Below are 20,956 nucleotides of genomic sequence, written 5' to 3' on the forward strand. Positions count from 1 at the left end.
TCGTCAGGGCACAGCCGGCGGCAGCGGGGTCATGGGGACGAACGGCGTCAGGCCGCGGACGGCGACGATCCCGCGGCCCGGCACGTATTCGTAGCCGAGTGTGCGCAATGCATCGCGCACCCGAGCACCCGCCGGCGTGAGGCCCTCGCCGATGATCTGCCGGATGTTCGCGTTGATCCGCGTCTTGATCGCACCCGGCGCCAGCGACCGGATGTTCTGCACCCGGCGAGTGGCCTCGTCGAAGATCTCGGCCATCTCGGTGATCTCGTCGAATCGCCGGGTGAACAGCACGTTCGGGTTGTCGACAACCGACACCGGCGCCAGAGACATCCGCGAGCGCAGCACCGTCTCGGGGCTGACCCCGAGGTACTTGGTGAGCTGGTTGGTGGCGGGGTCGAGCAGCTGCCGGTTGTGCGGGTCCATCGCGCGTTGCACGGCGCGCGCCGGCGAGGCATCGCCGCCGACCGGTAGCGGTTCGTCGATGTCGAAACCCACCGGCCGGTCCAGGGCGAAGTCGCGCGCACCGGACTCGATCTGCGCCGCCCGCCGCTGCCCGATCCCCAGCGAGAACGGGTTCTCGGCGTCCAGCGCGTCGATCGCCGCGTCGAGCACGTCGGCCGGTGGACGAAGGACGCCGCCCGGCGCCAGCACCTCGCCCGACAGCAGTGCCGGGCTGCTCGTCGCCGGCGGAACGCCCGGGGTGTATGTCGTCGGACCGTTCTCGATGATCAGCACGAACCGCTGGGGATCGCGCGGCCACCCGGACGCCGGCGCACCCTCGTGCGCCGCGGGCACCTCCCGGACGGTGACCCGTGCACCCTGCCTGCTGGCTGCTGCCTCCAAAGTGGTTGCGAATTCCGAGGATTCGGTGATCACCACCCACCGGCCGCCCGGTGTGAGACGCGCCAAGCGGGCTGCGGCGAACTGTTCGGTGGGTGCCAGCACCCGCCCGAGCGGAAACGGGAAGTCCTCGCGGATCATCGTGTAGGCCGGCTCAGCGGGCAGGCTCTCGATCGGTGCCTCGACGAAGTTGCCACCACGAGCCGCGAACGCCTCGGACTGCGGTGTCCTCGTCGGATTCACCACCGTGACCGGCTGGCCGGCGCCGGCCACCTGCTCGGCATACGCGAACTCGCCCTCGGTCTCGGCCCCGACCACCAGCACGTTCTGCCCGGACCGCCCGGCACCGGGCGTCGCAGGACCTTCCAGCAGGCTCAGCTCGGTGAGCGACTGGTCGGCGATGACGGTGCCGTCCTCCGCGACGACGAGGGCCCGCGGGTTGCTCGAGTTGAGCTCGCTGATCGTGATCCGGGTGCCGCCGGCCTGCGCCTGCGCGCCCTCCAGCACCGCGGTCGCGCCGGTGCCGCTGCGAATCATCCGCACCGCGCCCAGCCCGGCCATGCCGATGCCGACCGCGCTGAGCACGATGTTGAGCGCACCCATCGTCATCAGTGCGTGCGCCGCCTCCTGTTGCTCGGCGTCGAGCACGCTCGATCCGACACCGAGCGAGAGCAGCTCACCCTGCTGGTACTGCTCGATGCCGGAGACGATCCCGTACGTGCCGAGTGCGACGTCCAGGGCCAGTCCCAGCGGTGCGGTGGGCGGGAAGATCGTCAGCAACAGGGCCGCAACCGTCGCGACACCGATGATGATCGACTCCACCGCACTGTCGCTCGCCTCCTGGGCGATGCGCTGCTCGATGAGGGCATGGACCGTCGGGTCGGCCAGTGGCAACAGCTCGCGCAGCACCGGACGCAGGACCAGGAAATCGACGTGCCCCGTGCGAATCTCGTTCTGCAGCAAGGCGAAATTGGTCCGGCGCGTCTCGATCGCGCTGTCCAGGGTGGTGAGCAGCTGGGTGTAGTCCAGCCCGGCGTATCCGGTGTCGATGTCGATGACCTTGAAACCGTCCGGCCCGAGCTGGCGCAGGATCGGCCGGACGCGCTCGATGGCCTGCAGCTCGGACGCCACCCGCGGGTAGGGCGCCACGGCATACGGGTCGATGCCGGTCTGCGGCGTCGCGGTCAGGAAGCCTGGCAGCGGCGTCGGGTTGCCGCCCTCGGCGCTTGCGTACTGCCGGAACAACTGCGCCGGGCTGGTCGACCCGTCGGCCAGGTCGGGGTGCGCGTAGTCGGTGTTGATCGCATGCTGCATCTCGTGGCAGTACTCGCAGCCGCCGTGGATCAGGCCGCGGGCCACCCGGTCCTCGACCCCGCGCTGCCGGGCGCTCGTCATCGTCGACTGCCGCTCCAGCGCCTCCAGCGCCATGCTGGGCATCGGCCCGGCCGTCGCCGTCGCGATGGTCGAACGCTGCTGCTCGGTCTGGACCTGCCGTTGGAGCTGGCCGGGGGTCAGCTCGGTGTGCAGGTAGTCCTTCCACTGCGCGAGCGCGGACCGGTTGCCGTCGAGCCGCAGCAGCCCGGACTGGAGGACGAGTTGCTGGAACGCCTGGTAGCGACCGAGCACCACCTGCAGCTGCCGCTCGAGCGCGTCGGCGACGTGAGCCAGGTGCGCGCGGTCGGCGCCGCGGTCGACGAACATCTGCTCGCTCCACGGCACCCCGGCAGCCTGGTGGTAACCGTTCGCCACGGCATCGGCGAACCGGTGCGCGCCGGTGATCTCCTCGTCGATCGCGGCGAGCTGGGACTGCAGCAACTCGGTGTAGCGGTAGACGGCGCCGAGGCCCTGGCCCTGCACCAGGCCGTCGACAAGGGCGAGCAGGCCGGCGTCGTCCTCCGGCAGCTGCACACCGTCGACGGCCACCGCAGCGGGCGGTCCGCTCGCGGCGCCGGGCGGGGACAGGTCGGGCCGGTCGGCGACGCCGCCCGCCGTGTCGGGTATCGCAGCCGGCCCGGCGCCCGCGTCCGTCGGGCCGACACCCGCATCCGTGGGGCCGACACCTGCATCCGTCGGGCCGGCGTCGGTCGCGAACCGGCGCACGGGTCCGCCGCGGACCGGCCGCACCGGCTGCGGCGCCGGGGCGGGTATGGCGGGCGCGGCGGTCGTCTGCGGTGCCGGCGTCCGGCGACGGACCGGCTCGGTCATGGACGTCACGTCCCTTCGGCACGGGCCAGGTGCAGGAACGGCCCGAACTCGGCGGTGCCGGGCAGCTTGCCCTGCCGCAGCCGGTGCCGGGCAATCGCCCGGATGACGTGTTCCATGCCGATCGCGGTGTGTGCGTAGGAGGCGAGAAAGGCAGCTGTCAGCGCGACGTTGCCGATCTCACCGCCGGACAGGGGGAACATCCGCGCCAGCTGAGCGACGTCGATGCGCTCGCCCACGGGTGCCGCTGCCGGCAGCGCGTGCCGCCAGAGTCGTTCGCGGGCGGCCACGTCCGGCAGCGGGAACTCGATGACCACCTGCAGCCGGCGAGCGAACGCCTCGTCCAGGTTCGCCGCCAGGTTGGTCGCCAGGATCAGCGCGCCGTCATACGTCTCGAGGCGCTGCAACAGGTAGGCGACCTCGATGTTGGCATAGCGGTCCCGGGCGTCGGTGACGGCCGACCGCTTGCCGAATAGCGCGTCCGCCTCGTCGAACAGCAGCAGCGCACTGGACGCCTCGGCGGCCCGGAACACCTCCTCGAGGTTCTTCTCGGTCTCGCCGATGTACTTGCTGACCACGGCGGACAGGTCGACCCTGCACAACGGCAGCCCGAGGTCGGCGGCGACCACGGCGGCGGACATGGTCTTGCCGGTGCCGGACGCTCCGCGGAACAGAGCACGGATGGACGCCACCCCGCCGGACGTCCGGCGAAAACCCCACTCGTCGAAGACCTGGTGCCGGTGCCGGATCGCCGACGCCAGCTCCCGCAGCCGGCGCAGCGTGGGCTCGGGCAGCACCAGGTCACCCCACTCGTACCCGGGGTCGAGCGACTGGACCAGCGTCGGGAGCAGAGCCTGCGACTGGTCGCGTGCGTGCGCGGCCAACGGGCGCACGCCGTCGCGCCCGGCCGCCGCGGCGGCGTGCGCGATCTGCGTCGGGCAGAGTGCGAACAGGTCTGCGACAGAAGCGATTTCGCGGGCATCGCGGTCGGCCTGGTAGGCGCGCAGGTGGGTGCGCCACAGGCGCGCCCGGCGAGCCGCGTCGGGTGCTGTGAGGGTGAGCACGGCATGGTCCACGCCCTCGAGTGCGCGCCGCCACGGCCGGCCCGGGTCTACGACGACCACGGTGAGCACGGGTGCCGTCGACAGCATTTCCAGCGCTGCCGGCTTCGGGTCGGGGAGGAGCAGCAGCGCCCGGTGCAGCCGGGCGCGCACCAGCGCCGCACGAAGGGTCTCCTCCGGGGTGAGGCCGGCCGGTCCGGCGCCGGCCTCGACCAGCGGACGCCCGAGCGCCGCGGCCAGCCCGCGGGCGGCGTCCACGGCGTCGGCGCGAACTGGGGCCTCGACGGCGATCACGTGCAGGTGCCCGGTGCGGGCCGCCCGGACCAGCTCGCCGTGTTCGGCGGGATCGTATGCCGAGCCGGGCGGCGGCACCGGCGGTCCGGACAGACCGAGCAGGAAGTCCCGTGCCGGTGCGGCGACCAGCAGCCCGGCAGCGCTCCAGTGCGTGGCGCCGCCCGCCGGCACCACCTGCACCAGACCGTCGGCGAGCAGCGGCGCGTCGGCGCCGAGCAGCCCCGCGTCACCCGCGAGCCGCGCGCACAGCTCGAGGCTGGGCAGCGGCCGGTTCGCGTCGTCGTTGAGGTGGGCGAACACCGACCGGTAGCCGGTGTCGAGTTCGGGAGCCAGCGCGACCGCGAGCGCGATCGTCTGGGGTCCGTCGAGCGCGAACTCGGCGCGGACCGCGGCCAGGCTGCCCGTCGCGACGGGCGGTGGCGGGGAGCAGGGGCCGGGACCTGCCCGGTGAGCAGCGCGTCCACCTGCGCGTCGCCGGCATACGGTGCCATTCGCCCACCCGGCTCGAGACCACACCAGGCACGCAGCCGCAGGCACTCGCGGTGCAGGGCGGCGTCCAGCCAGTCTCGCCACGGGCCGGTCCAGGCCGTGGACTGTATGTCGGAGGCGTCACCAATCACCGGCGCTGCGTCAGCACCCACGGTCGCTCCCCGGTGGCGGGCAGGGTGAAGCGTCGGCGGCTCAGGCCGGCCAGCGACAGCAACACCCCGAGCGGCGGCGGGTCGAGCTCGACGACGACCGCTTCCGGGGCGGCCCGCACGGTGGCACCGGACGCCAGGACGTTGCGGCGCAGATGCCCCACGCCTGCGTGCGCCTGACCGGGCAACCGGTGCGACAGCTCCCGCAGCAGCACGGCGGCCGCCACCCGCAGCGCACCTGCCGTGGGGGATGCGAGCGGCGGGTCGAGCAGCAGGGACGGCTCGGTCAGGTCGCCGCTGACGCTAAGCTCGCGGTGCTCGACCAGCGCGGCGAACCGTCGGCTGAACCGCTCGGCGTCGGCGGTGCTCACCCGCCGGCTCCAGTGGACGACCCGGTCCCCGGTATCGGGCGGCAGACCGAGTGCGAGCCGCACCCAGGGGTCGGCGAGCACGTCCGTTCCGACGCCGAGCGTCGCGCCGCCGGCGAGAGCGCCGGCCAACGACGCCGCGTCGGCGCCCGGCGGGTCGGGCCAGCCGGCGGTGGCGTCGGCCCAGGAAGCTCCTGGAGCAGTGGCAGCAGCAGGAACATTCCGCCCAGCAGTGTCCGGTCCGGTCCCGGTGCGGCGTCGGCGGCGCGGTCGGGCGTGAGCGCCCGCACCGCCGCTGCGCGGTCCCCGCGCGACCAGGAAGCCAACGCGGCGGCGAGTTCGGCGTGCCCGAGCGCCGCCAGAGTGCGGGCGTCGGCGGTGCGCGTCGCGGACACCAGCGCGTCGCGCCGGGCCGGATCGCCGTCGCGGAGCGCGGCATACAGCAGCACCAGGCCGCGGGCCGCGGCCGCGTCGACGGGCCCGGGATGGTCACCGCCGGTGTCCGGATGCAACAGGACGACCGCGGTTGCCCGTTGCGTGTCCCGGGGCAACCGGCCGGCGCGCCCAAGGAGCGCGACGGCGCGTGCCAGTGCCGCGCGATCCGCGGAGCCGGTGCCGGTGGCCACCGCGTGCACGATCGCGCTCGCGTCGGCCGGTGTGAGCAGCCCGATCATCCGGTCGAGTTCGGCCGCCGGCAGGCTGTGCAGCGCGGCGAGCACGGTCGCCGGCTCGGCATCCGCCCGCTCGCGCAGCGCGGCCGAGACGCCGGCGGTGCCGAACTGCGCATACTCCCAGCGGTCGGCGGCGTGCCCGGTGCTGAGGTCGACCAGCCACTGCGCCAGGTAGGCGGCCCGGTCCGGGAACCAGCGCACGCCGTCCTGCCCGGGAGCGTCGTCGAGCACGGCGCGCACCTGTCGCGCGATCTGCCGGGCGATCAGGTCGGCGGTCGACCGAGCGCCGAGGTCCGCCCGCCCGCAGGACCGCACGTCGATCCGGTCGATGAACCACACCCCGTTCGGTTCGGGCAGGTCGGCGCGGGCCAGCGCCGCGGCCAGCTCGAGGTCCGCACTGCCCGAGCCTCCGGAGTCCCCACCGATGGAGCGCCGGTGCAGGTGGTGGGTGCGCACGTGCAGCAGCGTCATCGCAGCCCGATCGCCACGAAGGTGAATCCGCCGTCGGTCAGCAGACCGGTCTCGTCCGCGGTCGCGACGATGCCCTGACCGGCGGTCGTCTGGTCCACCACCGCGGTCTGCGCGGCGTTGACGGCTGCCCCGGCATCCACCGAGGGGTCGCCGAACACCCGGCTGGCCAGCAGCATCGGCACGCCGTTGAACGCTGCGGTGTAGGCGATCCGGTAGCGCCCGGTGTCCACCCGGGTCACCGTGAACCCGGTGCCGGCCCGGATGCCGCCGCCGGAGTCGACCACACCCCACAGCACCCGAACCGCCTGCTCGGCGCCGGTCGCGAGCAGCGTGCCGAGGGTGACGTTGCCGCTGACCGCGACGTCGCCGGCCACGTCGACCCGGGCGGTCGGAGTCGCGGTGCCGACGCCCAGGTTGCCGCCGGCCAGCCCCAGCAGCACGTCGCCGCTGTGTCCGGCCACCTTCAGCCGCGAGACCCAGCTGCTGTTGTTGCCGGCCGTGGTGGCGAACACCTCGAACCGCGGATGGCCGCCGTCCGCGGCGTCCACCTCGGCGGTCACCGCGGGGGTCGCGGTGTCCGGGAACACCCAGGTGCCGTTGGCCGCGTCGTGGTGGGCATTGAAGGTGAGGCTGCTCCAGTCCTTGTTGCCGGACAGGAAGAGGCTGCCCTGCCGGATGCCGAGCACCGGCTCGACGTGCAGCGGGGCGGCCGGCGCAGTGGTGCCGATGCCGACCTGACCGTCCGGGGTGAAGGTCGCGACGTGCGCTCCGGCGCCGAGGTCCTTGTTGTAGATGCGCAGCCCCCGGCCGCCGTCGGTGTTGGACTGCAGGTAGAAGTTGTCGGTCGGGGTGGCACTGTCGCCCAGCTGTATGCCGTCGGCAGTCACGTGCAGCGGCGCCTTCGGGTCGGCCACGTCCACGCCGACCTTGCCGTCGTCGGTGACGACGAGATTCTCGGTGTAGGTCTTCGGGGCGGTCCGCGGGCCGACGACCAGCCGGTTCGCGCCGGCGGACCGGTCACCGATGACAAGGTTGAGGTCGGTCCGCCCGGTGCCCGGATCGTCGGTGCGGGCCAGCTCGATGGGCAGCACCGGGTCCTCGCCGTGGTCGGCGATCAGCCCGACGCTGCCGTGGTAGACGTGGACGTCGTCGTCGGTGCGCAGTTGCCCCTCGACCCACAGCAGTTCGCCGGACAGGTCGGTGGAGTATGGCGCGCTGCGGTCGTGCACGGTCACGTGGCCGGCCTCGGCCTCAATGCTGCGGGCAACGGCCCCGACATACGTGCGGGACCGGGCGTGGCGGGTGAGTGCCGTCGCGTCGCGTTGTGCGAACGACCCCGGCGCGCCCGGCTGCCAGCTCACCACTCCCAGCGGCACCAGCCAGCGTGCCGTCGGGGCGACCGGCAGGGTCTGCTGCGGCACGTCGGCATCGACCACCTGCGGTGCGGCCGGGTCGAACGCGGTCAGCGCCTGGGCTGCGTCGACGCTGACGCCCGCGATCTCGACCTGGTCGCGCTGCGTCGCGAGCGTCGCGCGCGGACCCACCTCGATGCGGTAGGACTCCTGAACCCGCCCGAACGACCCGGACGTGTCACACGTCTGGAAGCCGGGCTGCGGCGGGTCGGCGGGCGTCTCGTCATACGCCAGCCAGACGTCGACGACGATCGGTGGCGGTGCTGGGTCGCCGCTGACGAAGCCGGCATCGAACGCGCCGAACATCGAGCCGGTGAGCTGCACGGGCGCGCTCACCAGCAGGGTGCGACCGAACCCGTCGACGGCGTAACCGGGTTCGAGCGACACACCGGTGGTGTTGTTCGGACCGGAGGTCTCGGTGAGGTCCAGCCCGAGCGCGATACCCCAGCGGTGGGTGGCCAGCAGGGCGCGGGCCAGCTGCGTGCGTCCGTAGTCCACCGCCGCGGTGAGGTCGTCCGCCGACAGGTACTGACCCTCGTAGAACTGCGGCCGGGCCGCCGGCTCGGTCATTTCTGCTGCCCCCGTCGCAGGGTGCTGATCGTCCGGGCCTGTGACGTCACCTTCTTCTGCAAGGCGGCCACGGCTTGCTCCAGTGCCTCGAGGCGACCGTCGTCCGGGGTGGCCCGGGCCACGACCCGGTCGAGGATGTCGGTCGCCGGTCGTTGCAGCGGGCCGGCCAGCGCCTCGGCCGCCGGCGCGGTCACCCGGGCCAGCGCCAGCGCCGCGAAGGGGTCGGTGAGCTCGGCCGGGCTCGCCAGCACGGCGCCGTTCGGGCCGGTCGCACCCAGGCTCGCCAGCACCGTGGCCTGCAGACCGGACAGCGGGTTCGTCCCGGACAGGTATTGGGCGGCAACCTGCCAGGCGGCGGGATCGGCGTCCGGACCGCGCTCCTCGGCCGGGCCCGTCGTCGCGCCCGCTCTTTCGGTGCCGGCCGCCTTCTTCGCCGCGGTCTGTTGGGCGGCCGTCGACTCCTGCATCGTGGACACCGTCAGTCGCTCCGTCATCCGGAACGATGCGTCGGTCGCGGGCGGGCAGCACAGCTTGCTGACCGCCTGCCGGATCGTTGCGTTGAACGGCAGCCAGCCCAGCCAGTAGCCCAGCATCGGCAGAGTGACCGCGAACTTGCGCGAGGTCCAGTTGCAGACGTCGAGAACCTGCAGGTCGGCGCTGCGGACGGTCAGCATCGCCAGCGGCACACACGCGTCGCAGCAGTCGTCCGGGCACGGCGGCAGCAGCGCCGAGCAGACGCACTCGCGGTAGAGGTCGATCGCGATCCGCAGCAACTCGGTGATCGCCGCGGCGGCCTTCGGCGCCGCCTGCTGATCAACCGGATCCGGGCAGCTGATGTCGGCCAGCCGCCGGCCGAGGGTGCAGTCATGCACGTTCGCCGTTTCGATGCTCGCGCGCAGGTCCGCCTTGAGCCGGCAGCAGTACTGCACGAGGTCCGCCGGCGTCGGATTCTGCGGCACCTGGGAGATGGCGTCGGTCAGCGCGGCGAGGCAGGCCTTGACCCGGGTGGCCAGCGGACCGGTGACGGTCGTGTCGCCGCGGGTGCCGGGCGTCGGCGCCGGCTCCTTGGTGAGCGTGAACCTAAACCCTTCGCAGATCACCGTCGGCTCGCAGCCGACCGGGGTGCGCGCGGACGTCGCCGACGAGGCGGAGTTGCAGCCGCACGAGCGGTTGCCGCCTGGCGCCGAACCGCAGCCGCAGCCGGGAGCGGACGGTGTGGCGGACCCGCACCCGCATCCGCTGCTGCCGCCGGTCGAGCCCGAGCAGCCGCACCCGCCCGAGCATCCTCCTGAGCTCCCGCCCGAACACGCGCCGGTGCGCGGCGTGAGGGTGGTGACAGGGCGTGCGGGCTGCTCGTCGTAACAGATGTTCAGGATCCAGCGCTGGGTGGTGGCCTCGCAGTCGGCGGGCTGGTCCCGGAACGGAGCACAGTCCCGGCTGCGCTGCTGGCGCAGCGCCCGGATCAGGTCCGCGACCGGGACCCGGGTGTCCGCGCAGACGACGATGTCCTCGCCGCACGGTCCGAGGGCGTAGCCGGGGCGCACCGTCACGGTGTCGTCGCACGGGTTGCACACGACCTCCAGGCCGCAGACGACGCCGGTGCCGTGCAGGTAACGATTGTGCAGCCGGGTCTTGCCGACCAGGTACTCGTCGAGCCGGCGGAAGTCGGCGTCCGTGACGAGCTGGCCGGCGAAGAACCGAGGTCGGCACAGGCACTGCAGGCTGTGGCAGGTCGGGCAGCCGCCGCAGCCGCAGCCGCTGGTGGGCGGCGACGATGCTGTCGAGGATGTCGCCGGCTGGGTGTAGGTGGTCAAGGGCACCGTCATCGCCTCGCTCAGTTGTCTCGGACGGGTTGGAACCAGCTGTCGAACATGCCGCCCTGTATGCCGAAGTCGCTGCCCGCAGGCCGGTCACCGGTGGGCAGCTGGGCACGGGTGAACTCGGCGTCCACCGCACGGCCCTGCAGGTCGACGACGAACTCGCCGCGCAGGTGCACGAACAGGTCGGCGAGTTCGCGCTCCCGCAGGACCGCGTCGACGAACTGCGGGTCGAACACGAACGAGATCGCCCTCGAGGTCGCCGCGCCCGTCTGGACGGCCTTCACGATCAGGCCGGTCGCGTCGATGGTGGCGTCGACCGCGACGACCGTGCCGGAGATCGGGCAGCGGCACGCGTAGCCGAGCTTCAGCGCCGCAGGCAGCGCCGGATTGGGGGCGTCAACGGTGAAAACGTGTACGGCGTCGATCGGCCGGACGTCGACCTCGTCGGTGAAGGCGATGGTGATGCCGAAGACTTCCTGCTCGTTCGGCGTGCCGGGGTCCAGGACCACCGTCCGCAAGTCGTCGATCCGCATGGGTTCGGCGTGCTTCCAGCTCAGGGCCGTGATCCGCGTCAGCTTGGGCTCCAGCCCGGGTCCGGTTGGACCAGCGGGACCGGGTGCGCCGTCCGTGCCGGGTGTGCCGTCCGTCCCGGGTGTGCCGGGCTCACCCTGCGGGCCCGGGTCCCCGGCCGGGCCCGCGGGCCCGGCGGGACCGGGTGGGCCCTGCGGGCCGGCCGGCCCCTGCCCACCGCCGCCGCCGTGGGTCTGCTCGCAGCAGTCCAGCAGGCACGCGACCGTCTCGCTGAGCAGCGCGGTGCTGCGCAGCACCGACCGCCCGTCGGTGTCGTCGATCCGGGCGATGCCCTGGTCCAGGTCGGTCGCCGGATCACTGGGCGGGTCCGCCGGGTCCAGCACGGTGAACCCGGACCGGTAGCCGTGGACGGTGGCCAGCGGCACGCACTCGTGCCCCTCGCAGGACGGACACGCCGGCGGGGCATCCCAGAGGTCCCGGCAGCTGCCGGTGCCGATCACGTCGAAGACGGCCACACCGCCGGGATCGCCACCGTAGGCGACATACAGCCGGCCGGTGCCGCCCGCGACGTCGCGCGCGGTGCCCTCCCACGCCGTGGCGGGCCCGACGGCGGCGGAGCTGCCGCTGCCGACCCCCGCCAGTCGGAGGGCACGGACCTGCGAGGCGGTGCCGTCGGTGCTGATCGGGTAGGCCCACGGAGAGCCGGCCGCCGCGATCACCGGACCGGGCAGCGGCACGGATCCGGCCAGCGTGCCGGCCGGCACGTCGATCGCGTGGCAGGCACCGTCGGACGCCGCGACGATCAGCTGCCCGGCCTCGGCCGCATCCAACAGGGTCGGTGCGGCCCCGGCCGGAAGCACGTCGATCGCGGTGCCCACGGTGCCGGTGGCGAGGTCCACCGCGTCGATACGGGTCGGGTCAGGGGCGGCCGAACCCGCGGCTGCGGCGAGGTAGGCCGTCGCGGCGTCGGGGGTGATCGCCAGCAGCGCGCGCCCGGCGGGCACCGCGACGGTCGACGGCGCGGTCGGCGTGCTGCCGGCCAGGTCCGGTTCGTAGCGCAGCAGCGTCCCGGGTGCCGGGCTGAGCACGCACAGCCGTCCGTCCGACCCGACCGCCGTGCTGACCGGTGCCGTGACACCGCCGGGCACCGCCGTCGCGGAGGTCACTGACAGGTCGGCGGTTGCCAGCACCGTCAGGGTCAGCACCGCCGACGCGTCGTCGTGCACGACGTACACGTGCATGGCGTCACCGGACAGCTCCAGTGCGTGCACCGGGCCGCCGAGGTCGTGCGACCCGGTGGTGGCGGCGCTCGCCGCGTCGACCCGGTAGACGCTGCTGCCCGCCGCCACCAGCACCGCCCCGGCACCGACGCGCACCCGCGTCGGGTCGGCGATCGCGAGGTCGGTGCCGCGGACCAGCGCGGGGCCGGTCCAGGTGGTGTCGGCGGCGGGCGGGTCCAGCGTCGCGCAGACGTCGAACGACTCCAGGATCCGGTTGGGTAGGCACCGGTCGTCGTCGCAGCCGCACTCGTCATACAGAACCGGCACCGGCTCAGTCGGACACTCGCGGTAGCACAGGCACAGCCGCACCTCGTGCGGCGCATCGTCACCGGCCGGGATGGTGATCAGCTCGGCCAGCTCGACCCTGGTCCGTTCGGTGACCAGGATCTCGTTGCCGCAGCAGTCGATCGCGCTGCCCGGCTCGACCACGACGAACCGGTCGCGGCACGCGGCGGCATCGTCCTGGTGCACCTGCAGCCCGCACACCACCCCGTGCCGTGCAGCCGCTGGTTGTGATGGCGGATCTTCTCCCGGACGTAGGACTGCTCGTCGATGAAGTCCTGGGGCACCAGCAGCTTGCCGTACCAGTAGGCATTGCGGGTGAACGGCGGCAGCTCGCAGCCGCCGCCGCAGCAGTCGTGGCCGGGGGAACCGGTGGCGGCCTTGCCTGCCCCGCCGGCCGAACCGGCGTGGGTCACGTGCGTGAAAGTGGACATCGGATCCCTCTCTGGTCGGTCAGCTCAGGACCGTGGTCGTGCCGAGTCCCGGCGGGACGGGCTGTGCCCCGGGTTCGCCGGTGAGCACCGTTGCGGCGCCGAGCCGGCCGTGGTCGTCGCCGACGTTGTCGGCGGTGTCGGCGTCGCCACCGAGCACGAACCCCGACGGCACCCGCGCGACGACACTGTCCAGCCCGAGGCAGGACTGCACGCCCAGCCGCATCCGGGGCTCCACGAACCGCACCGTGCCGGCGGCGTGCGCCGGGGTGCCGAAGTCCACCAGCCGCTGGATGACTCTGCGTGCCGTCGGGGTGGCACCGGCGGACGCAGGCACGAACACCGTGTAACGGTGTGCGTAGACGTGGAACGGGTCGCGCAGCGGGTCCTGGCTGGTCTTCAGCTGGGTGACGCCCACCTGCGCGGCGTTGCCCAGCTGGCTGCGGTTGACGATGCTCTGCCCCCACAGTTGCGCTGCACTGCCGACCCGTCCGGAGTCGACCCGCAGCCAGCGGCGCAACCGGAAGTGCTCGAGGACCAGCCGGGGCGGAGCCCACTGGGACGGCGCCGGCGGGGTTGGCGGACAGGTCGGCCGGGCGCACCGGCACCGGCCCGGCTCGCGGGGACGCTGCGGGGCGGGAGGACGATCGTCCATGCCGAGGGCGATCGACAGCAGCTCGTGCAGCCCGGTGTAGGTGCCGCGCAGGTCGTAGAGCCGGGGTGAGGCGGCCAGCAGCCGGCGCTGCGTGCGTTCGGGCAGGCGTGGATCGAGGGCCAGCCCGACCCAGTCGGACAGCCAGGCCAGTGCTGGTGTCGCGCCGGGGGTGAGGAGCCCCGGCAGCGCATCCACCCGGGCCTCGACATCGCGCAGCTGCCGGTCGAACAGCGCCAGGAACCGGTCGGTGAAGGAGGCGCTGCGCGGCACGGCGCCATACACCGACGGCAGGTAGCGCCGCAGGCTGATCCGCGGGAACTCGACCTCGATCCGGGTGAGTAGCGGAGTCACCGCGCCGGTGCCGGACAGACGCACCCGCAGCCACAGGTAGCGACCGGGAGCGTCGTCGACCAGGGTGTCCCACCCCTGCGGGCCGCACTCGCGGGCGATCGCACCGCCGGACCAGGCCGACTCGGGCAGTGCGGTGAGCTGGACAGTCGGCAGCACGGTGCCGGCGGTGTGGGTCCACACCTGCACTCCGGTGTGCTCCGGCAGCGTCGCGCGCAGCAGCACCCGGTGCCAGGTGCAGCCGTCGATCAGGCTGTCCAGCGGGCCGATCACCACCGTGCCGCTCGTCAGCCAGGCCGGGACGGCGGGTGCGTTCGCCGGTGGGTCGACGGGCCGGCCGTCCCCGTCGACGTATGCCGACCCCGGCGGCACGCAGCACCCGCCGAGGTCCACCACGCCGTCGCGGCCCACCGGAGGCACCGACGGCCAGGGCACCGGCAGGTCCGCCGCGTCGTCGGCGACCGGGGTGAGAGTGTCATCGTCGACGCGGTAGGCGGTTGCCGGCCCGGCGCCGGAATCGCCTGCGGCGTAAACGATTCCGGTCGTATCGACCCCGAGGTAGCAGGTGCCGCCGAGCCCGCTGAGGTAGCCGAGGTAGCGCCCCGACCAGGTGAACGCGTGCACCCGGCCGACCGAGTCGAGCACACGCACCTGGTGATGTCCGTCCACGACCACCGCGATCGGGGACCACGGCACCGGGGGCCGCCACCGGCCGCTGGTCACCGTGCTGGGCAGCGCGAGCACGTGCAGCCAGCCGGCCGGGTCGGTGGCGAACAGGTGGCCGCCACAGGCCGCGAGGGCACCGGCATACCCGAGCACCCGCACCGGCACGAACCCGCACCGGCACGGGTCGAAGCGCAGCAGCCGCCGCCGGTCCCGGTCGACCGCCCAGATCGTGCCGCCGCCGCACGCCATACCGGCCGGCAGCCGCAACCCGCCGAAGCTGCCGCCGGTCTCGGTCAGCCGCCGCACGCTCGCCGGGTCACGTGCCAGCCGCAGCACACCGTGCGCGTCGGCGACCCAGGCCGCGTCGGCGACCTGCCAGCCCGACCGGCCGTCCAGCAGGACGGAGGTGGGGTCGTGCGGCGGGCGCCGCACGGGTGGCAGCGTGGGAATGGTCGACTCGCTCATGACGACGTCACCTCGTAGGCGACCGACACCTGATGCCGGGTCGAGTACGCCAGCGCGCCCGCGGTCAGCGGCACGTCCCGGCACGGCGGGGCATCGACGCCGTCCACGGTGATCGTCAGCTGCTCCACGGCCGAGACGCCGGCCACCGACAACACCCGGTGGAACACCCGGGAGAACGCGATCGTGCCGCCGAACGGCCAGCCGGTGCCGGCCTCGCCACCGGTCTGCGGGTCGAAGTAGGTCAGCAGGCCGGCGTCGACGTCGCGCTGCACCTGCGCCAGGTCCGCGGTGTCGTCGGCGACGACCGACACGGTGATGCTCACCTGCTGATAGGTCGGGGGTGCGACATACACCTCCGCGGTCAGCAGCCGGCGCTCGTTGAGGAAGGCGCACACGGTCCGCAGGGTCGCCTGGCCGGGCACCGGCTTGCGGCTGTCCGAGCGCGGGACCACGACGACGGTCACCACGCCGGGGATCTGCGCGCCCGGGAAGTCGGGGTGGGTGAGCGGCATCGCCTTGGCCCGCGCGATGTCGGCCGCCTCGGTCGCGAACAGTTCGAAGTCGTCGGTCGTCACCGCGCGGCACCGCGACCGGATCGAAGCGGGCGCGCGTTGCTTGGCCGAGTCCAGCGTCTCCTCGTCCTGGCCGCCGTAGCTGGGCTGGACGTTGAGCACCCGTGCGTCGTCGATGCCCGGCACCGCACTGCGCAGTGCGTGCAGCGCGCCGGCCGGTACGTTGCCCGACGTGCCGCCGCCATACCGGTAGTGCGTGGCCACGACGTTGGCGCTCGGGTTGCTCGCGTTGGCCACCGGGATCGCGCCGTGTATGCCGTCACCGAAGCGCACCTCACCGGTGGTGCGGTTCAGGACGTAGTGCAGGCTGTCCGGCCCGGAGGAGTAGAAGTCGTCCACCTCGGTCCACCCCTGCTCGCCTTCGCCTTGGTCGACGGTGAGCGTCAGGCTGCCGGCCAGCACCGGGGTCTGCGTCAGGGTGAAGGCCTGGTCGCGCCGGCCGGTGCTGCCGCCGAGGACCTCGGCATACACCGTCTCCATCTGGGTGAGCGTCATCGTGTTGGGCCGGATCGCCAGCAGCGCCGGCGGCTGCTGGTAGGCGCTGGTGTCGACCAGCGCTCGCAGCCAGTAGAACGACCCGGGCACCGGGGCGATCGATGTCGCCACCAGCGCGTTGTCCGGTGTCTTGACGATGATCTCCCCGCTGCGGGTGAACGCGAGCGTGTCGTCCTTCAGCAGGGTGGCCGGCGACCAGTCGTAGCCGTCCCAGTACTGCCAGCGCACGGTGGCCGGCGCGAACGTGGCGGTCGGAGCCAGCCCGCAACTGACCGGTGAGCCGCTCGCGGACGCGGCGGCCGTCCAGGCGTAGAAGGTGATTTCCGTCCCGGGGAAGGGGTCGGTGGCGTCGAAGCCGATCAGCAGCGCCGCGCCCGTCGTGGCCGTCGGACCGAACGGCCGGTAGGGGAGGGCTGCCGCGTCGGCGGCGGTGACGTCGGCGTAGGAGTGCCCGTCATACGCCAGCACCGCCCGGGGCGCCGCCTTCAGGCACACCAGCGCGTGGTCGGCCTCGAACACCAGCGGCGGTCCGCCGCTGGCGGCCTCCGCGATCACCTGGGTGCCCTGCGGGACCGTGGCCAGGGTGCCGGCGGACGCGAGCAGCGGGAAGGTGATCTGCACCTGGGCAGGCTCGGCGGGCCGCAGTTCGACGCCGAGCAGTTGCAGGAACTTCAGGTAGAGCAGGTCGGGGACCTGGTTCATCCGGTAGGCGAGCATCTCGCCGAGCCAGGCGAACACCTGCAGCATCGTGATGCCCGGATCGCTGTCGTTGTAGTCGGTCCACACCGGCTTCCACTCGGGGGTGTAGCGGCCGATCCGGGAGGTCATCTCGGCGATGATCGAGTCGTAGGTGTGGTCGTCCAGCACGGGAATGTCGTCGTCCAGCGGCACGGTCGTCACATCCCCTCGGTGATGAAGAAGGGATAGACCAGGTTGGCCCGTGCGTTGTTGGACCGGATGCGGTAGTCGACGCGGATCAGCAGCACGTTCGGCTCGCCCGGTGCGGGGGCGGCGTCAACGGTGAGCACGTCGATCCGCGGCTCGTAGGTCGACAGCGCATCGCGCACGGAGGAGACCACCTGGGCCACCGTGCCCGCGTCGCCGGGTGCGAACACCAGGTCGTGTATGCCGCAGCCGAAGTTCGGCAGCATCGGTCGTTCGCCCTTGGCGGTGCTGAGGATGAGGTAGAGCGACTCCTCGATCTTCTGCTCCAGGGCGGAGGTGGCGATGGCGCCGGCGGGGGACACCTGGAGCGGGAACCGCCAGCCGATGCCGAGGAAGCCCCGGCCGCCCACCGCCGTCATCGCGACCCCCTCGTCCCTCGGGGCTCGTCAGTCCCCGATGTTCTTGATCGCCCGCTTCGCTCGCTCATGACAGCACCCGCTTCGGACCGCCGCCGGCCGGCCGGTAGGTGACGCGCTCCGCCTCCAGGTCGCCGGCGATCAGCACCCCGCGCCCGGGAGCTGGGTGCACCTCGACGCCCCCGTCGGCGCGCAGCAGCACGCTTGCACCGGCCGCGTTGCGGATCGTCACGGCGGCCCCGGGGGAGTCGCGGTCGATGACCAGGCCACCGATCTCCTGCAGTGCGGTGTTCTTCAGCAACACTCTGATTTGCGTTGCGTCCGTGGGGGATTCGTCAGGGCCGGCACCGACCACGATGAGGTTCTTGTCCGCGGCTCCGACCAGGGTGAACGGCGTGCTGGACGGCCCCGCGACAGGGCTGCCGCCGGTCGCGGTGAACGCGCCGCGGACGGTGTACTGCGGGTAGCCACCGGCCGCCTTCGCGAACGCCGGTGCACCGGCCGAATCCGTGGCGCCGCCGGCGACGAGCATTCCCTGCCACGGTGCCGGGTCGCCGACGCGGTAGGCGAGTGCGATGGGCGTGGCGGCCGACGCCGGTGTGTCGGGCAGCCAGTGCTTGCCCTGGTCGTCCCAGACCTCCGTGGCTGCACCCGCCGTGCGGCGTCGTACCACGGCGAACCCGAATCCGGTGAGTGCCGACGGCGCCACCGGGTCACCGGCGGCGGTCACCGGACCGAGCAGCACCGTCACCGGCTTCTCCAGAACGGCGGCACCGCCGCCGGCGTCGTCGAACTTCAGCGCCGGGGCGGGGACGGTGAGGACGGGCGTGTTCACAGCAGGTTCCCCACACCCGGCGTGTATGACGAACTGACCACCGCGGAGGCGATCAGCGACTGGCACGCGACCACGCCGGAGAACGTCGTGACCGCAGAATTCACCGACACCGCGGCACCGGTCAGCGAGATGGCCGTCGCGTTGCACGACAGCGCCCCGGTGGTGGTGAGCGTGGCCGACGGCGCGGTCACCGTGACCGGCGCGGTCGCGGCCGTGAGTGTCACCCCGGTGTCGGAGATGGCGAGGGACACTCCGCCGACCGTGCTGACCCGCACCTCGCTGGGCGCGTCCGTCAGGATCACCTTCGTGCCGGTGTCCGTCGTCAACTCGATTTGCGCGGGCGTGTCCTGCAGGGTGACCTGCTGACCGCCGCTCGTGGTGAGCGCGATGGTCGCGTCCGAGTCCCGCAGCTCCAGCACATGGCCGCCGTTGGTGCGCACGCGCACCTTCTCCTGCCCCGAGCGGTCGTCCAGGTCGACGACGTGCCCGGCTACCGACCGCACCCGGCGGACGTGCTGGTCGATGCCGTCCGACGGGGGCACGTCGACGCCGTTGTGCAGGAAGCCGATGACGAAGGGGTGATCGCCGTCGCCCTGCAGGAAGGTCACCAGTGCCTCGTCGCCGACCTCGGGCCGGAACCAGTAGCCGCGCTTCTCGCCCGCCATCGGGGAGGCGACCGGTGCCCAGCCGTGCGGGTCGTCCGACAGCCAGGGCAGTTTGATCTGCACCCGGCCCTGCCCGAGCGGGTCGTCGACGTCGGTGATCAGCCCGATCACGACGCCGGTGAGGGTGTCCGTCATCGGCCACCTCCATGATGGGCGTACTGCTCGCGTCGGCAGTCGAAGGTGGTCAGGTAGCCGTTGTCGTCGATCGTGTGGGTGGTCTTGGTGACGAAATACTCCCCGGACAGCCGGGCACCGACGCCGTCGATGGTGACGACCTGCCCGGAGCGCAGGTCGGGCAGCCCGACGACCTTGACCCCGGTCGCGGTGACGATCTGCTTGGTCTGGTCGCGCAGGATCGCGATCGCCCGCTCGCGCGCCTGGCAGTTGGTGAACACCGGTTCGTCGACCACGATCTCCTCGTGCGGGTCGCACGCGTTGAGCACCCGGTAGAGGTCGGTGTTGATCCGGATCCGCGGGTCGTCGAGGGTGACGGTGCGGGTGATCAGCTGCTTGCGGGTGCGGTGCCAGCCGCGCACGGTCACCTGGCGCACCTGATTGGCGGTGGTCAGCTTGGGCTGGAACTCGATCAGTGACCGGCCCCAGGTCAGCCGGAACTCCACCTGGCGCAGGCCCGGGATCATGCCCGGCTGCGACGGGCCGAAGTACAGCTGCCGCGGCCGGCCGGTGGAGGTGTCCGCTTCCTGGATGAACACGACGTAGCCGCGCACGCGGGCCCGCTGGAAGAGGAAGTCGATGTCGTACTGGTTGCGCTGGGTGACCAGCGGCACCGGCTTCTCGTCGCCCATCGCGTTCTGGTCGATGACGATCGGCAGTGGGAAGCGCTTCGTGCCGGCATCGGTGCGCTGGGCCAGGTCCCGGGCGATCTCGCTGTCCCTCTTGTCCGTCCAGGTGGTGGTGTATTGCTTGCGGCGCAGCTGATGCAGGACGTTCAGCCCGGTGACGGTGAGGATGGCGCCCCCGTCGGTGAAGGCCGGTTTCATCGTGGTGAAATGCCCCTTGAGCATGGGCACCAGCTGCGTGCTCTCGCCGTAGCCCATCCGCAGCTCGACCTCCTTGCCGCACGGCTCGAACAGCGTGCGCCGGGTGTATGCCGCGTTGCCCGGCGTCAGCTCGGCGGCGGTCTCCGAGCCGATGTAGCGGAATGAGCGGTCCACCTCGTCCCAGTTGTTCACCTCCAGCTGGAAGGAGTCGATCGAGTCCACGCTGTCCTGGTAGGTCAGCGAACGCACGTCGCGCAGCACGTTGCGGGGCAGGTTCGCGCCGTCGATCTTCACCTCGAAACGCGGCACGTAGAACGCGCCCTGGGTGCGTGACTCGGCACCGAGCGTGGTCAGCGTCGTCGGTGGGCACATCAGCTGCTCCCCTCCAGCGGCGGCAGCACTAGTGCGGTGCCGACCCCGATCCGGCGCGGGTCGTCCAGGGCGTTGGCGTCGGCGACGGTGCGCCACCGGGTCGGCGCGTCGAAGTACTGCCAGGCGATCGACGCCACCGTGTCGCCGGCGGCGACCACGTGGCTGCGGGTGTGGTCGGCCGACAGCAGGTCCAGACGCTTGAGCTGTTCGTCCAGCGGGCGGTATTCCTCCATGGACAACGTCAGCACCGCGCGCAACGGGGTGCCCTCGGGACTGAACAGCGAGAAGTCCTGCTTGACCTTGGTGACCAGGCCGCGAAAGTCGGTGCGGCGCTGGTTGTGGTACATCTCCGGCAGACTGTCGCCGGGGAACTTCTTGCCCCATTGGAACGTGCAGACCGGCGGCGCGTGGGTCTGCGGGTCGATCTTCACCAGGCCGTAGAACTTGTCGGTCAGGGTGGTGACGCTGGTGGCGTTCGCGCCGGTGCCGGTGTCGGTGGTGTCGAAGAACAGCTCGACGGCCAGGGACTCGCTCTGACCGCGCACGAACTGCCGCAGCGGCGCATCCAGGCCCGGGATGGGTATGTCGGCGAACTTCGGTGACTTCTCGAAGGTCAGGGTTTCCGGGTTGTACGCCACGTCGATCGACTCGGTCTGACCGCCCTTCTTCTCCACCGTGAACTTCGCCTTCAGCAGGTTGGCCACGGCGGA

15 protein-coding genes are annotated in these 20,956 nt (G+C 72.5%); all 15 read right to left on the reverse strand.

The genetic code is table 11. The features are described from left to right. Positions 1 to 3: 3 nt before the first annotated feature. The 15 genes from ACFQDH_RS10970 to ACFQDH_RS11040 all read right to left on the reverse strand — a co-directional run bounded on the left by ACFQDH_RS10970 (position 4) and on the right by ACFQDH_RS11040 (position 20,950). Positions 4 to 3,045, reverse strand: coding sequence for a hypothetical protein (locus tag ACFQDH_RS10970; RefSeq protein ID WP_382401210.1), 3,042 nt, complete (start codon positions 3,043 to 3,045; stop codon positions 4 to 6). A gap of 5 nt (positions 3,046 to 3,050) precedes the next feature. Further along, positions 3,051 to 4,970: an ATP-binding protein gene (locus ACFQDH_RS10975; RefSeq protein WP_382401212.1), complete on the reverse strand. Its 1,920-nt coding sequence runs from the start codon at positions 4,968 to 4,970 to the stop codon at positions 3,051 to 3,053. 43 nt (positions 4,971 to 5,013) lie between these two features. Further along, on the reverse strand, positions 5,014 to 5,406 hold the full coding sequence (locus ACFQDH_RS10980; RefSeq protein WP_382401214.1) for a hypothetical protein: 393 nt from the start codon (positions 5,404 to 5,406) through the stop codon (positions 5,014 to 5,016). Then, on the reverse strand, positions 5,403 to 6,545 hold the full coding sequence (locus tag ACFQDH_RS10985; RefSeq protein WP_382401216.1) for a hypothetical protein: 1,143 nt from the start codon (positions 6,543 to 6,545) through the stop codon (positions 5,403 to 5,405). The genes ACFQDH_RS10980 and ACFQDH_RS10985 overlap by 4 nt, the downstream gene beginning before the upstream one ends. Continuing rightward, on the reverse strand, positions 6,542 to 8,527 hold the full coding sequence (locus tag ACFQDH_RS10990) for a hypothetical protein (RefSeq protein ID WP_382401217.1): 1,986 nt from the start codon (positions 8,525 to 8,527) through the stop codon (positions 6,542 to 6,544). The genes ACFQDH_RS10985 and ACFQDH_RS10990 overlap by 4 nt, the downstream gene beginning before the upstream one ends. Next, positions 8,524 to 10,353, reverse strand: coding sequence for a hypothetical protein (locus ACFQDH_RS10995; protein WP_382401219.1), 1,830 nt, complete (start codon positions 10,351 to 10,353; stop codon positions 8,524 to 8,526). Before ACFQDH_RS10995 ends, ACFQDH_RS10990 begins: the two co-directional genes overlap by 4 nt. Positions 10,354 to 10,361: 8 nt before the next feature. After that, positions 10,362 to 12,587 carry a hypothetical protein gene (locus ACFQDH_RS11000; protein WP_382401221.1) on the reverse strand — a complete coding sequence of 742 codons (2,226 nt, stop codon included), beginning with the start codon at positions 12,585 to 12,587 and terminating at the stop codon, positions 10,362 to 10,364. Continuing rightward, positions 12,503 to 12,874, reverse strand: coding sequence for a hypothetical protein (locus ACFQDH_RS11005; protein WP_382401223.1), 372 nt, complete (start codon positions 12,872 to 12,874; stop codon positions 12,503 to 12,505). Before ACFQDH_RS11005 ends, ACFQDH_RS11000 begins: the two co-directional genes overlap by 85 nt. Before the next feature lie 19 nt (positions 12,875 to 12,893). Beyond that, positions 12,894 to 15,005, reverse strand: coding sequence for a phage tail protein (locus ACFQDH_RS11010; RefSeq protein WP_382401225.1), 2,112 nt, complete (start codon positions 15,003 to 15,005; stop codon positions 12,894 to 12,896). Further along, complete coding sequence (locus ACFQDH_RS11015) at positions 15,002 to 16,972, reverse strand: putative baseplate assembly protein (RefSeq protein ID WP_382401227.1); 1,971 nt, start codon at positions 16,970 to 16,972, stop codon at positions 15,002 to 15,004. Before ACFQDH_RS11015 ends, ACFQDH_RS11010 begins: the two co-directional genes overlap by 4 nt. Continuing rightward, positions 16,969 to 17,376, reverse strand: a complete 408-nt coding sequence (locus tag ACFQDH_RS11020; RefSeq protein WP_382401229.1) for a GPW/gp25 family protein — start codon at positions 17,374 to 17,376, stop codon at positions 16,969 to 16,971. Before ACFQDH_RS11020 ends, ACFQDH_RS11015 begins: the two co-directional genes overlap by 4 nt. 64 nt (positions 17,377 to 17,440) lie before the next feature. Then, entirely contained in the window at positions 17,441 to 18,208 is a 768-nt protein-coding gene (locus tag ACFQDH_RS11025; RefSeq protein ID WP_382401231.1) for a hypothetical protein, read from the reverse strand. Next, on the reverse strand, positions 18,205 to 19,008 hold the full coding sequence (locus ACFQDH_RS11030; RefSeq protein ID WP_382401233.1) for a phage baseplate assembly protein V: 804 nt from the start codon (positions 19,006 to 19,008) through the stop codon (positions 18,205 to 18,207). The genes ACFQDH_RS11025 and ACFQDH_RS11030 overlap by 4 nt, the downstream gene beginning before the upstream one ends. Then, the gene (locus ACFQDH_RS11035; RefSeq protein ID WP_382401235.1) at positions 19,005 to 20,246 is read right to left on the reverse strand and encodes a phage late control D family protein; all 1,242 of its coding nucleotides are present in this window, start codon (positions 20,244 to 20,246) and stop codon (positions 19,005 to 19,007) included. Before ACFQDH_RS11035 ends, ACFQDH_RS11030 begins: the two co-directional genes overlap by 4 nt. Continuing rightward, positions 20,246 to 20,950: a CIS tube protein gene (locus ACFQDH_RS11040; RefSeq protein ID WP_382401237.1), complete on the reverse strand. Its 705-nt coding sequence runs from the start codon at positions 20,948 to 20,950 to the stop codon at positions 20,246 to 20,248. Before ACFQDH_RS11040 ends, ACFQDH_RS11035 begins: the two co-directional genes overlap by 1 nt. Positions 20,951 to 20,956: the final 6 nt, after the last annotated feature.

It is taken from the genome of Flexivirga alba (assembly GCF_042661025.1).
Classification (GTDB): domain Bacteria; phylum Actinomycetota; class Actinomycetes; order Actinomycetales; family Dermatophilaceae; genus Flexivirga; species Flexivirga alba.

Coding starts and splice junctions, on each gene's coding strand:
- ACFQDH_RS10995 (WP_382401219.1), bottom strand. CDS start 10,353: ATGACGGTGCCCTTGACCACCTACACCCAGCCGGCGACATCCTCGACA.
- ACFQDH_RS11010 (WP_382401225.1), bottom strand. CDS start 15,005: ATGAGCGAGTCGACCATTCCCACGCTGCCACCCGTGCGGCGCCCGCCG.
- ACFQDH_RS11035 (WP_382401235.1), bottom strand. CDS start 20,246: ATGTGCCCACCGACGACGCTGACCACGCTCGGTGCCGAGTCACGCACC.
- ACFQDH_RS11005 (WP_382401223.1), bottom strand. CDS start 12,874: ATGTCCACTTTCACGCACGTGACCCACGCCGGTTCGGCCGGCGGGGCA.
- ACFQDH_RS11020 (WP_382401229.1), bottom strand. CDS start 17,376: ATGACGGCGGTGGGCGGCCGGGGCTTCCTCGGCATCGGCTGGCGGTTC.
- ACFQDH_RS10985 (WP_382401216.1), bottom strand. CDS start 6,545: ATGACGCTGCTGCACGTGCGCACCCACCACCTGCACCGGCGCTCCATC.
- ACFQDH_RS10970 (WP_382401210.1), bottom strand. CDS start 3,045: ATGACCGAGCCGGTCCGTCGCCGGACGCCGGCACCGCAGACGACCGCC.
- ACFQDH_RS10990 (WP_382401217.1), bottom strand. CDS start 8,527: ATGACCGAGCCGGCGGCCCGGCCGCAGTTCTACGAGGGTCAGTACCTG.
- ACFQDH_RS11030 (WP_382401233.1), bottom strand. CDS start 19,008: ATGACGGACACCCTCACCGGCGTCGTGATCGGGCTGATCACCGACGTC.